The sequence below is a fragment of the Kitasatospora sp. NPDC048239 genome (assembly GCF_043202015.1).
Classification (GTDB): Bacteria; Actinomycetota; Actinomycetes; order Streptomycetales; family Streptomycetaceae; genus Kitasatospora.
Map to the genome: position 1 here is coordinate 370388 of NZ_JBICZP010000003.1, position 12814 is coordinate 383201.

A 12814-nucleotide genomic window follows, 5' to 3' on the forward strand; every position below is an offset into this window, starting at 1 on the left:
ACGGCCTGGCGAGGAGTAGCTGGAAACATGAGCGAACGACGGCGAAGGTCGCCCGACGGCGGCGGCGGACAGCCTCCGGGTGACAACGGCCGCCCGGTCGGGGCCGGAGGCGACGAGCTCAGCTCGGGCGGACTCGGCGGGCGGCGCTCCTCGGGGGTCCGGGAGACCGCCCAACAGCCCCGGATGACCCGTGCCGAGATGCGCAAGGCGGGTCAGAAGGGCGGCAAGCGCGGTGCGGCGGAGCCGACGGGCCGGGGCGGCAAGCCGGGCCCGCCCGGCAAGAAGCGCTTCATCGACTACCCGCGCTTCGGCAAGCAGGGCGTCCGCCGCTGGCTGCCGTCCTGGCGGCAGTGGCTCTCCGCGTTCCTGCTGGTCTTCGCGGTCTGCGTCGGCGGGGTGTTCTTCATCTACCAGAGCACCACCGTCCCGCCGCTCAAGGACCTGGTGAAGGGTCAGAACAACATCTACTACTGGGCCGACGGCTCGGAGATGACCCGCAAGGGCGAGGCTAACCGCCAGATCGTCGAGCTCGCGGACATCAGCCCCAACCTGCAGAACGCCGTGATCGCGGCGGAGAACTCGACCTTCCGCACCGACAGCGGCATCGACCCCATGGGCATGATGCGCGCCGTCTACAACATGGCCACGGGCGGCGAGACGCAGGGCGCCTCGACGATCACCCAGCAGTACGTCAAGAACGCGTACCTCACCCAGGAGCAGACCCTTGACCGCAAGGTGAAGGAGTTCTTCATCACCCTGAAGATCAACCAGACGACCGAGAAGCCCGACATCCTGAAGGGCTACCTCAACACCAGCTGGTTCGGTCGCGGTGCGGAGGGCGCCCAGGCCGCCGCGCAGGCGTACTACGGGGTCAACGCCAAGGACCTGGACCTCTGCCAGAGCGCGATGCTGGCCGGGCTGCTCAAGGGCGCGGGGCTCTACGACCCGTCGCTCAAGGGCAACCACGAGCGCGCCGAGGAGCGCTGGAACTGGATCCTGAAGCGGATGGTGGAGACCAAGAACGCCACCGCCGAGGAGCGCGCCAAGTGCACCACGTTCCCGGAGCCGATCAAGGTCCAGCCGCCGTCCAACATGAACGGTGAGATCAGCTACCTGGTCGACACCGCCAACAAGTACGTCATGAGCAAGGACCCCAAGATCGACCAGCGGGCGATCGACAAGGGCGGCTTCAAGATCTACACGACCTTCGAGAAGGACAAGGTCGACGCCCTCAAGAAGGCCGTGGACGACGTCAAGGGCGAGACGCTCAACCTGCAGAAGCGCCCCGAGCAGGACAACTGGGTCCAGTTCGGCGCCGCCAGCGTCCGCCCCGGCGACGGCGCGGTCGTCGCCATATACGGCGGCGACGGTGTGGAGAACCAGCACTTCGACAACAACGCGGACGCCAAGGGCGTCCAGGTCGGCTCGACCTTCAAGCCCTTCGTGCTGGCCGCCGCGATGCAGATCGGCGTGCAGACCCAGACCGACGAGCAGGGCAAGCCGAAGCGGATCAACGCGGACAGCCGCTACCTCTCCGACGACAAGTCCGAGATCCACAAGCCGGACGGCTCGCTGGTGATCGGCGACGACGGCAAGCCCTACCGGCAGAAGAACGAGGACAGCGGCAAGCGCGGCTACGTCTCGCTGCGGCAGGCCATGCAGAACTCGTACAACGTGCCGTTCGTCCAGCTCAACCAGGACGTCGGGGGTCAGAACGTGGCCAACATCGCGGAGGCGATGGGCGTGCGCAAGGAGAGCTTCGCCGACCCCAAGACGCCGACCTTCGCGCTCGGCACCTCCACCGTGAGCCCGATCCGGATGGCCGACTCCTACGCCACCCTGGCGGCCAGCGGCAAGCAGGCCGACCCCTACTCGGTGACCAAGGTCGAGGTCAGCGGCAAGGAGCTGGCCGGCTTCGGCAAGCCCGAGCTGAAGCAGGCGCTGGAGCCGGCCGTCGCGGACAACGTCACCGACGTGCTGGTGAACGTGGCCAAGAACGGTACCGGCAAGCTGAGCAACTCGCTGGGCCGCCCGGTGGCCGGCAAGACCGGTACCACCGACCAGAACAAGTCGGCCTGGTGGGTCGGCTACACCCCGCAGCTGGCCACCAGCGTCGCGATGTGGCGCGAGGACCCGGCCAAGCACGAGCGGCTCTCGCTCAACGGCACCGGCGGCAAGGACTCGATCCACGGTGGTGACACCCCGACGGACATCTTCACCCGGTACATGAAGGTCGCCCTGGCCAACGAGAAGAAGATGGACTTCCCCGCCCCGCAGCCGGTCGGCAGCCAGGTGGACTCCTCGGGCGCGCCGAGCACCGCGAGCGCCTCGCCCTCGCCCACGATGACGGAGTCCGCGGCGACCACCGCCCCGGACCCGGGCGCCCAGCAGCCGCAGCAACCGCAGCCGCAGCAGCCGACGCAGACCCAGCCGCCGGCCTGCGTGCCCGGCGTGGACTGCCCGGGTACCGTGCCGACCCCGACGCAGAGCAAGTCGACCCACCCGGGCGGCGGCGGTGGCGGTGGCGGCGGTGGCGGAGCCTCGCCCAGCTGCCTCATCCCCGGGCTGTGCCCCTCCCAGCAGCCCTCCCCGTCCGCGTCGACCAGCGATCCCAGCCCGACCAGCACCAAGCCGCCCAAGCCGACCACCTCGCCGTCGGCGAGCACCGGCGCCCAGCAGGGCATGGCGCCCTGACGATCGGCTGTGAACGGTTCCGAACGGCGGTGGCGCCCCTCTGCGGAGGGGCGCCACCGCCGTTTCGTCATGATTCGCCGGACCGGTCCCGTGCCGCTCAGGGGGCCTCCTCGTCCTGGTGGGGGAGGTGCGGCAGGATGTCCGGCATGACGTCGAGCGCGCGTGACGAATCCGTCGGCCAGACCGGGCCAGTCGAGGCCGCCGGGCTCGTCCTGGCGGCGCCCGCCGCGGACCCGGCCGGACCGCCCGCCCCGCCGGCCAACACCGTGGTCGTCCCCGCGGACGAGGACCCGGTCGCGGCGGCCGGAAGCGAGGTGATCGGCGGCCCGCCCGGCCGACGAGCCCTGCTGGGCGTCTCCTGGTGGGTGCCGGCGCGCTTCCTCGCGCTGGTGGTGATCGTGGTCTCGGTGCTGGGCATGGCGCAGAAGCTGCCCTGCTACAACACCGCCTGGTTCCAGCCCGGATCGCCGCAGTACGTGCACGCCTGTTACAGCGACATCCCGCACCTGTTCTCCGGACGCGGCTTCGCGGCCGGCCTGCACCCGTACATCGACCGGATCCCGGGCACCTCGGGTGACCTCCAGTTCCTCGAATACCCGGTGCTGACCGGTCTGTTCATGCAGGTGGCGGCCTGGCTGACGCCCGGTGGCGGCGGCACCCAGAGCCAGGAGCAGTGGTTCTGGGCGATCAACGCGGGCCTGCTGATGGCCTGCGCGGTGGTCGCGGTGGTCGCCCTGTCGCGCACCCACCGCCGGCGCCCCTGGGACGCCCTGCTGTTCGCGCTCGCCCCCTGTCTGCTGCTGAACTCCACCGTCAACTGGGACCTGCTGGCGGTCGCCCTGGCCGCCGTCGCGATGGCCTGGTGGTCCGGCTCCCGCCCGGTCTGGGCCGGTGTCTTCATCGGCCTGGCCACCGCCGCCAAGCTCTACCCGGTGCTGCTGATCGGCCCGCTGCTGCTGCTCTGCTGGCGGGCCGGCCGGTGGCGCGAGTTCCGGGCGATGCTGGGCGGCGCGGTCGGCGCCTGGGTGCTGGTCAACCTGCCGATCATGATGGCCAACTGGCAGGGCTGGTCGACCTTCTACGTCTTCAGCAAGCACCGCAAGGAGGACTACGGGTCCTTCTGGCTGATCCTGATGCAGACCCGCGGCGTCGGGCTGGAGAACCTGGACACCTTCATCGCGGTGCTGATGGTGCTCTGCTGCCTGGGGATCGGCTGGCTGGCCCTCTCGGCGCCCCGCCGCCCGCGCTTCGCACAGCTCGCCTTCCTGGTGGTGGCCGCGTTCGTGCTGGCCAACAAGGTCTACTCACCGCAGTACGTGCTCTGGCTGATCCCGTTCGCGGTGCTGGCCCGGCCGCGCTGGCGGGACTTCCTGATCTGGCAGGCCTGCGAGGTGCTGTACACCCTCGGCATCTGGTCCCACCTGGGCTTCGTCACCGGAGCCAAGCAGCAGGGAATCGGCGAGTCCTGGTACCACTTCGCGATCGTCCTGCACCTGCTCGGAACGCTCTACCTGTGCGGGGTGGTGATCCGGGACATCCTGCTGCCCGACCGCGACCCGGTGCGCTGGGACGGCAGCGACGACCCGTCCGGCGGGGTGCTGGACCACGCGCCGGACGTCTTCGTGCTGGGCACCGCCCGGCAGCTGAAGGAGGAGGCGACCTACGCCGGATACGCGCCGGCCGGTCCCGAGCAGTGGCTGGACGAGCCGACCGCGCCGGAACCGGCCGACAGCGCCGAACGGTAGGGCGTGCCCCCGGTCGGACGGGCCCTCGGGCCGGTCCGACCGACGGGGCCTAGCGGTCCACCACCCGGTCGAAGTGCGTGGTGGTGTGCCGGACCTGCAGGGCGAGCTCGTCGCCCACGACCGGCGGCTTGGTCTCGTTGTCCAGGAACAGCAGGGAGACCTGCATGTGCGGCGGCTCGGCGAACCAGAGCTGCTTGCCGGACCAGTTGTACGGCGACTTGGTCTTGTTGACCGTCGCCAGACCGGCCCGGGCGATGCCCTTGGCCCGGGAGGACATGCTCTGGACGTACTTCGGTGCCTCCAGGCCGATGCCGTGCGCGGTGCCCCCGGCTGCCACCACCAGGTGGCCGTCGGAGGGCGCCGGGTGCTGGCGGTAGCCGTAGCGGTCGCCCTTGACGACCGGGGTGACGTCCAGCACCGTCGCCCGGACCTCCAGCGCCCCGTGGTCGCCCAGCCAGAGCCGGGTGCCGATCCGGGCCCGGAAGACGGTGTCCGGGTAGCGCTGGGCCAGCTGCCCCATGCCCGCCGCGCCGAGGTGGCTGACGAACACGGTGTGCACCGGCACGCCGGCGGCCCGGGCGGTGTCCACCCAGTACGCCACCTCGTCGACCGGGTCGGAGCCGTCCGGCCGGTCCATCGGCAGGTGCAGGGCCAGGCCCTCGAAGGAGACGCCGTCCAGCTCGGCGGCGACGGCCGGCAGGTCGGCCGCGCCCACCCCGTGCCGGCGCATGGTGGTCATGCACTCCACCACGACGCGGGCGCCGTGCAGCGCCCGCAGTCCGGCCAGGTTCGCCACCGTCCGGATCACCCGGGCGTGCGGCAGCGGCAGGACCTCCTCGCCGACCCGGTACGGGGTGAGCACCAGCAGCTCGCCGCCGTACCAGTCGGCGGCGTCCGCCGCCTCGTAGGCGGTGCCGACGGCCAGCACGCCGGTGCCCAGCAGGGTCGCCTCCTCGGCCAGCCGGTGGTTGCCCAGGCCGTAGCCGTTGCCCTTCGCCACCGGCACCAGGCCGGGGAACTCGGCCAGGACGGTGCGCTGGTGGGTGCGCCAGCGGTCGGTGTCGAGGTAGAGCGACAGCGTCATCGGGTCATCTCCCAGGGGGTGAGGGGCACGGCGGGGCGCAAGCGGCTCAGCGGCGCGACATGTAGAGGTCGAGCGCCTTGTGCAGCAGCTTGTTGAGCGGGAAGTCCCACTCGCCGAGGTACTCGGCGGCCTGGCCGCCGGTGCCGACCTTGAACTGGATCAGGCCGAACAGGTGGTCGTTCTCGTCCAGCGTGTCGCTGATGCCGCGCAGGTCGTACACCCCGCCGCCGAGGGCGTAGGAGTCGCGCATCATCCGCCACTGGATGGCGTTGGACGGCTTGACCTCGCGCTTGTGGTTGGCCGAGGCGCCGTAGGAGTACCAGACGTGCTCGCCGACCACCAGCATCGTGGTCGCGGCCAGCGGCTCGCCCTCGTGGTAGGCGATGTAGAGCCGCATGCGGTTCGGGTCCTCGGCGGTGAGGGCCTTCCACATCCGCTGGAAGTAGGCCAGCGGGCGCGGGGTGAAGCGGTCGCGCTCGGCCGTCACCAGGTACAGCTGGTGGAAGATCGGCAGCTCGTCGTAGCCGCCCTGGACGACCTCGACGCCGGACTTCTCGGCCTTCTTGATGTTGCGGCGCCAGAGCTGGTTGAAGCCCTTCTGGATGTCGTCCAGCGAGCGGTTGGCCAGCGGCACCTGGAAGACGTAGCGCGGCTGCACGTCGCCGAAGCCGGCGCCGCCGTCCTCGCCCTGCAGCCAGCCCGCCTTGCGCAGCCGGTCGGCCACCTCGAAGGCGCGCGGCTCGTACCAGTCGGCCTCGATGTCGCGCAGGCGCTTGGCCTGCTTGCCGGCGATGGCCTCCTTGATGGTCGGCGCGTTCCAGCGCCGGATCACCACCGGCGGGCCCATCTTCACCGAGAAGGCGCCCTGCGACTTCAGGTGCGCCAGCATCGGCGACAGCCAGCGGTCCAGGTCGCGGTCGAACCAGTCGATCACCGGGCCCTCGGGCAGGTAGGCCAGGTAGCGCTTGACCTTCGGGAGCTGGCGGTAGAGCACCAGGCCGGCGCCGACGATCTGACCGGAGTCGTCGATCCAGCCGATCGACTCGGTGCGCCACTCGGCCTTCACATCGCCCCAGGACGGCACCTGCATGTGGCTGGCCGAGGCGCGGCTCCTGATGAAGGCGAGGTGCTCCTCGCGGGTGATCGTCCTCAGGCGCAGGCTCATGCTCGGTGCTCCTCGTCGGTCGGGCTCGGTGGGCCCCAGGTTCCCGGGGGTGACTTTATCCTCCGGGACCCCTTCGGCTGTGGGCGCGGCGGCGCCCCCGGCGCCTGCCTGCCCTTAGGTAGGTACGCGACGGGGGCGCCAGGGGTTCCGCGTGGGAGGACGGGGCCGGGGTCTGGCGGAACAGGCCCTAGCCCCAGAGACCGCCCCGGGCCAGACCCAGGTAGAGGCCGAAGGCCGAGGCGACGAGCGAGACGATCAGGACGAAGCGCTCGGCCGTGGTCACGGAGACGAACTGCCCCCACAGACCGGTGACGACGCCGAAGAGCCCGCTCCAGGAGCTCAGCAGATGGAGACCGTGGAAGAACGAGGTCGTGAAGGCCAGCAGGCCCAGTACGGCGGTGACGCCGACCAGGGCGTTCTCTCGGGGGTGCCGGTGGCCGTCGGTGTTCAGGGTGAGGGCGGGGAACCGGTGGATGGACTGGGCCATGAGACCCACCTCCAGGCGAGGAGACGAACGAGCAGGAAACCCGTTCCGTCCAGATTGCGGCGGTTGGGGCATGGATCACAACCCCTATGCATTTTGTTCGGCCGTACGGGTGCGGGTAGGCTGTGCGGTCTGCACTGGTGTAGTTGTGCCCCCTTGCGCCCTCTTCCGGGTCGATGGGGCCCGAGTGTCGGACCCGGCCGCTACGGTGAGCCGGTGTCGTCACTACTCCGGTGCCGACGCTGCACAACCCTCCTGCCACGGAGAGACCGTGGCCGCTGAGTCCAAAGGAGGTGGGTTACACATGCGTCACTACGAGCTGATGGTCATCCTCGACCCCTCGGTTGAGGAGCGCGCTGTCGCCCCCCTGATCGAGAACTTCCTCACCGTCGTCCGCAATGGCGGCGGCAAGGTGGAGAAGGTCGACACCTGGGGCCGTCGCCGTCTGGCTTACGAGATCAACAAGCAGTCCGAGGGCATCTACTCGGTCATCGACCTCAAGGCCACGCCTGAGGTCGTCAAGGAGCTCGACCGCCAGCTTGGCCTGAGCGAGTCGGTTCTCCGGACCAAGGTCCTGCGCCCGGACACCCACTGAGCCACCTCTGAGGCCCTCGGGCCTCGGGTAGCTCGCGTCCGCTGTTTCACGTGAAACAGCGGTGAACGGAACTCTTCCGGAGAGGTCATCACCACCATGGCAGGCGAGACCGTCATCACCCTCGTCGGCAATCTCGTCGACGACCCCGAGCTGCGCTTCACCCCGTCGGGTGCGGCGGTCGCGAAGTTCCGCATCGCGTCCACCCCCCGCACCTTCGACCGTCAGACGAACGAGTGGAAGGACGGCGAGAGCCTCTTCCTCACGTGCAACGTCTGGCGGCAGCCGGCGGAGAACGTCGCCGAGTCGCTGCAGCGCGGCATGCGCGTCATCGTGCAGGGCCGACTGCGCCAGCGGTCTTACGAGACCAAGGAAGGCGAGAAGCGGACGGTCTTCGAGGTCGAGGTCGACGAGGTCGGTCCGAGCCTGCGCTCGGCGACCGCGAAGGTCACCCGGGCCAACCGGTCCGGTGCTCCCGGTGGCGGCGGCTTCGGCGGCGGCCAGCAGGGCGGCGGCGGCCAGGGCGGTAACTGGGGCGGCGGTGGCGGCCAGCAGGGCGGCGGCAACTGGGGTGGAAACTCCGGTGGCGGCCAGTCCGGCCCGTCCGACGACCCGTGGGCTTCCAGTGCTCCCTCTGGTGGAAACCAGGGTGGCGGCAGCTGGGGCGCCCCGTCCGGCGGCGGTTTCTCGGAAGAGCCCCCGTTCTAAGAGCTGACAGATTTCGTGCGGCCCGGCGGCCGGCGTCGTGAGACGCCAGCCGGGCCGTGAACCCCAAATGGAGCACACAATGGCGAAGCCGCCTGCTCGCAAGCCGAAGAAGAAGGTTTGCGTCTTCTGCAAGGACAAGGTCAACTACGTTGACTACAAGGACACGAACCTGCTGCGGAAGTTCATCTCCGACCGTGGCAAGATCCGTGCCCGCCGGGTCACCGGCAACTGCACCCAGCACCAGCGTGACGTCGCCACGGCCGTGAAGAACAGCCGTGAGATGGCGCTGCTGCCCTACACCAGCACCGCGCGCTAAGAGAGGGTGACCAAGTAATGAAGATCATCCTCACGCACGAGGTGCCGGGTCTCGGCTCCGCCGGCGAGGTCGTCGAGGTCAAGGACGGCTACGCCCGCAACTTCCTGGTCCCGCGTGGCTTCGCCATCCGCTGGACCAAGGGCGGCCAGAAGGACGTCGACGCGATCCGTCGCGCCCGCAAGATCCACGAGATCCAGACGCTCGAGGCCGCTACCGAGGTCAAGGGCAAGCTCGAGGGCGTCCAGGTCAAGCTGGCCGTTCGCTCGGGCGAGGCCGGCCGTCTGTTCGGCTCGGTCACCCAGGCCGATGTCGTCGAGGCCATCAAGGCCGCCGGCGGCCCGGCCGTGGACAAGCGCGCCGTCGCGATCGCCTCGCCGATCAAGACCGTGGGCACCCACAAGGTCTCGGTCAAGCTGCACGCCGACGTCCAGGCCAACCTCGACGTCGCCGTCGTCGCTGCCTGAGTCCGTTCAGTAGCAGTGGCCTGAGGGCCGGGCTCCCCTTCGGGGGAGTCCGGCCCTCGGTCGTTTCCGGGCGGGCCCTAGGCCCGGACGGCTCCGGTCACCAGCCACCGGCCGCCGCGGGCACGCCACCACAGGAACCCGCCGCGCACCAGCATGAAGAGGTTCATCGCCCACCAGAGCCCGGCCAGCCCGCCGCCGAGTGCGGGCACGGCGAGGGCCACCGGGGCGAAGACCGCGAGGGTGGCGACCATCGCCCAGGCCAGGAAGGTGCCGTCCCCGGCGCCCATCAGCACGCCGTCCAGCACGAACACCAGGCCGGAGACCGGCTGGCAGAGCGCGAGCAGCAGCAGGACGGTGTCCAGCTGCGCCTGCACCGCCGGGTCGGGGGTGAACAGCGGCACGTACAGCGGCCGGGCGACCACCACCAGCAGCCCGAGCAGCACGCCCGAGCCGATCCCCCACTCGACCATCCGGCGGGTGGCCGCCCTGGCCCCCGGTACGTCCTCGGCGCCCAGGTAGCGGCCGATGATGGCCTGGCCGGCGATCGCGATGGCGTCCAGGGCGAAGGCGACGAAGAGGAACAGCGTCATGGCGATCTGGTGGGCCGCTATCTCCTTGTCGCCGAGCCCGGCGGCGACCGCGGTGGCGATCATCAGGATGGCCCGCAGGCTCAGGGTGCGGACCATCAGCGGCCCGCCCGCCCTGGCGCAGGCCCGGATGCCGGCCGGGTCGGGCCGGAGCGAGGCCCGCTCCCGGCGGGCGCCGCGGACCACCACGAAGAGGTAGGCGGCGGCCATCCCGGTCTGTGCCAGCACGGTGCCCCAGGCGGAGCCGGCCACGCCGAGCCCGGCGCCGTACACCAGGCCGGCGTTCAGCGCGAGGTTGGCGGCGAACCCCGCGATGGCCACCAGCAGGGGGGTGCGGGTGTCCTGGAGTCCGCGCAGGACGCCGGTGGCGGCCATCACCATCAGCATCGCCGGGATGCCGAGCGCGCTGATCCGCAGATAGGTCACGGCGTACGGGGCGGCGGTGTCCGAGGCGCCCAGCACCTCGGCCATCCAGGGGGCCAGCAGCAGGGTCAGGGCGACCACGCCGAGGGCCAGCGCCAGCGCCAGCCAGATGCCGTCGATGCCCTGCTGGATGGCGGCCCGGCGGTCGCCTGCGCCGATCCGGCGGGCCACCGCGGCCGTGGTGGCGTAGGCGAGGAAGACGAACACCCCGGTGGCGGTGGTGAGGGCGGCGGAGGCGACGCCGACCCCGGCCAGTTGGGAGGTGCCGAGATGGCCGACGATCGCCGAGTCGGCCATCAGGAAGAGCGGCTCGGCGACCAGGGCGCCGAAGGCCGGGACCGCCAGGGAGAGGATCTCCCGGTCGTGCCGGCGGCGATCGGTGGAGGGCAGGGTCATGGGCTCCAGGCTACTCATCCACAGGTAAGAGGTGCCAGCCCCTTGGGATCATTACTCGCAATTGTGAGCGACTACGCCGAGCGGGTGTGTGGGCCGGGCCACTCGCCTGTGTGTGAAGAATTTCTCATGCACAGCCCCGGGAAGAGGGATTCCCAGGTCAGCGGGTTGACGGTGGATCGATGGTCTGGTTATCCACAGGGCTTTCCACAGGGGCGTCCACAGGTTTGCGGTACTTCTCCACAGCACGGGACCCATCGTCCACACCCCCTGTGGATAACCACCTTGGCTGAAGGGCGTCCGGCGCCTTAGCGTGGGCCGTCCGTCCGACACTCCCACCCGCCTCGGCGTCCGATTTGTCGGTGCGGTGGCGTACAAAGAGGAGCGCAGCTCCGCTTCACCAGCCACCGGCAAGGCCCGCTCCAACTCGCACCACTCGCTGATCGGGGAACACGCGTGACCGGCCCCCAGTACGACGACCACGACGCCCCGCCGCCGGAGGAGGACTGGCAGACCGCTGACGACCCCTTCCCGGCCGGATACGCCGACGGGCCCTTCCCGGAGGGGCCCGGCGACCGGCTCCCGGTCTCCCGGTCGCGCAGTGGCGGCCAGGGCGGCGGGCAGGGCGAGGGCTTCCAGAAGGGCGGCGGCTTCCAGAAGGGCGGCAAGGGCTCCGGCGGCGGCTTCCAGCGCGACGGCGGCAAGCAGCGCCAGGGCGACGGCGAGCGCTCCGAGGGCCTGGAGGGCTTCGAGCGGGTGCCCCCGCAGGACCTCGCGGCCGAGCAGTCCGTCCTCGGCGGCATGCTGCTCTCCAAGGACGCCATCGCCGACGTGGTCGAGGTGCTCAAGCCCGCCGACTACTACCGCCCGGCCCACGAGCTGATCCACGGTGCGATCCTCGACCTGTACGCCCGGGGCGAGCCGGCCGACCCGATCACCGTGGCCGGCGAGCTGACCAAGCGCGGCGAGCTGGTCCGGGTCGGCGGCCCGGGCTATCTGCACACCCTGGTCAACTCCGTCCCGACGGCCGCCAACGCCGAGTACTACGCCGAGATCGTCCACGAGCGCGCCGTGCTGCGCCGGCTGGTGGAGGCCGGCACCCGGATCGCCGGCATGGGCTACGCCGCCGAGGGCGACGTCGACGAGATCGTCAACGCGGCGCAGGCGGAGATCTACGCCGTCACCGAGCAGCGCACCAACGAGGACTACGCGCCGCTCTCCGACATCATGGAGGGCGCCCTCGACGAGATCGAGGCGATCGGCTCCCGCAACGGCCAGATGTCCGGGGTGCCCACCGGCTTCGCCGACTTCGACGCACTGACCAACGGCCTGCACCCCGGCCAGATGATCGTCATCGCCGCCCGCCCGGCCATGGGAAAATCGACCCTCGCGCTGGACTTCGCGCGGGCGTGTTCCATTCAGAACAAGCTCCCGAGCGTGATTTTCTCGCTCGAAATGGGGCGAAACGAAATCGCGATGCGTCTGCTCTCCGCCGAGGCCCGGGTGGCGCTGCACCATATGCGTTCCGGGAACATGACAGATGACGACTGGACCAGGGTGGCCCGGCGGATGCCGGACGTCAGCGAGGCGCCGCTGTTCATCGACGATTCGCCGAACCTGTCGATGATGGAGATCCGCGCCAAATGCCGTCGGCTCAAGCAGCGCAACGACATCAAACTGGTCGTTATCGACTACCTCCAGCTGATGCAGTCCGGTGGTTCGCGCCGGGCCGAGAACCGTCAGCAGGAGGTTTCCGACATGTCGCGAAACCTGAAGCTGCTGGCGAAGGAGCTTGAGGTCCCGGTGATCGCGCTCTCCCAGCTGAACCGTGGTCCCGAGCAGCGCACCGACAAGCGGCCGATGGTCTCCGACCTGCGTGAGTCCGGCTCGATCGAGCAGGACGCCGACATGGTCATCCTGCTCCACCGCGAGGACGCCTACGAGAAGGAGTCCCCCCGCGCCGGCGAGGCCGACCTGATTGTCGCCAAGCACCGAAACGGCCCCACCGCGACCATCACGGTGGCATTCCAGGGCCATTACTCCCGCTTTGTCGACATGACGAGAGACTGACCATTCCCCCCGGTCGGGAGTGCCGTCCCTGGGCGCCGGAATTTCCGTTGTTCCGTACCCGCGCGATGTGTACTCTGTGTGAGCATCAT

11 protein-coding genes are annotated in these 12814 nt (G+C 70.2%); 7 read left to right on the top strand and 4 right to left on the bottom strand.

Annotation, left to right across the window (positions count from 1 at the left end; genetic code table 11):
• The first annotated feature begins 27 nt into the window (after positions 1 to 27).
• Positions 28 to 2694, top strand: coding sequence for a transglycosylase domain-containing protein (locus ACGFZP_RS09455; protein ID WP_392930318.1), 2667 nt, complete (start codon positions 28 to 30; stop codon positions 2692 to 2694).
• A 146-nt stretch (positions 2695 to 2840) separates the two neighbouring features.
• A complete protein-coding gene (locus ACGFZP_RS09460; protein ID WP_392930320.1) occupies positions 2841 to 4439 on the top strand; it encodes a glycosyltransferase family 87 protein in 1599 nt (532 codons plus the stop codon).
• A 49-nt stretch (positions 4440 to 4488) separates the two neighbouring features.
• Here the strand turns inward: ACGFZP_RS09460 and ACGFZP_RS09465 are convergent, their stop codons facing one another.
• The 3 genes from ACGFZP_RS09465 to ACGFZP_RS09475 form a co-directional block, all read right to left on the bottom strand.
• Positions 4489 to 5523, bottom strand: coding sequence for an alanine racemase (locus tag ACGFZP_RS09465; protein ID WP_387947623.1), 1035 nt, complete (start codon positions 5521 to 5523; stop codon positions 4489 to 4491).
• 46 nt (positions 5524 to 5569) lie between these two features.
• The gene (locus ACGFZP_RS09470; protein WP_392930324.1) at positions 5570 to 6688 is read right to left on the bottom strand and encodes a lipid II:glycine glycyltransferase FemX; all 1119 of its coding nucleotides are present in this window, start codon (positions 6686 to 6688) and stop codon (positions 5570 to 5572) included.
• A gap of 187 nt (positions 6689 to 6875) precedes the next feature.
• A complete protein-coding gene (locus ACGFZP_RS09475) occupies positions 6876 to 7175 on the bottom strand; it encodes a hypothetical protein (RefSeq protein WP_392930327.1) in 300 nt (99 codons plus the stop codon).
• A 301-nt stretch (positions 7176 to 7476) separates the two neighbouring features.
• On the opposite strand from ACGFZP_RS09475, the gene rpsF reads away from it, so the two are divergent.
• The 4 genes from rpsF (at position 7477) to rplI (ending at position 9252) form a co-directional block, all read left to right on the top strand.
• Entirely contained in the window at positions 7477 to 7767 is a 291-nt protein-coding gene (gene rpsF / locus ACGFZP_RS09480) for a 30S ribosomal protein S6 (protein ID WP_148643846.1), read from the top strand.
• Between the two features lie 96 nt (positions 7768 to 7863).
• Positions 7864 to 8472 (top strand): single-stranded DNA-binding protein, encoded by a 609-nt coding sequence (locus ACGFZP_RS09485; protein ID WP_392930329.1) that lies wholly within the window; start codon positions 7864 to 7866, stop codon positions 8470 to 8472.
• A 79-nt stretch (positions 8473 to 8551) separates the two neighbouring features.
• A complete protein-coding gene (gene rpsR, locus ACGFZP_RS09490) occupies positions 8552 to 8788 on the top strand; it encodes a 30S ribosomal protein S18 (RefSeq protein WP_030304537.1) in 237 nt (78 codons plus the stop codon).
• A gap of 17 nt (positions 8789 to 8805) precedes the next feature.
• Positions 8806 to 9252, top strand: a complete 447-nt coding sequence (gene rplI, locus ACGFZP_RS09495) for a 50S ribosomal protein L9 (RefSeq protein ID WP_209415674.1) — start codon at positions 8806 to 8808, stop codon at positions 9250 to 9252.
• Positions 9253 to 9329: 77 nt separating this feature from the next.
• Here rplI and ACGFZP_RS09500 read toward each other — a convergent pair whose 3' ends face one another.
• The gene (locus ACGFZP_RS09500; protein ID WP_392930332.1) at positions 9330 to 10658 is read right to left on the bottom strand and encodes an MATE family efflux transporter; all 1329 of its coding nucleotides are present in this window, start codon (positions 10656 to 10658) and stop codon (positions 9330 to 9332) included.
• A 453-nt stretch (positions 10659 to 11111) separates the two neighbouring features.
• Between ACGFZP_RS09500 and dnaB the strand changes: the two genes are divergently transcribed.
• A complete protein-coding gene (gene dnaB, locus ACGFZP_RS09505) occupies positions 11112 to 12725 on the top strand; it encodes a replicative DNA helicase (RefSeq protein WP_392930334.1) in 1614 nt (537 codons plus the stop codon).
• Positions 12726 to 12814 lie beyond the last annotated feature (89 nt).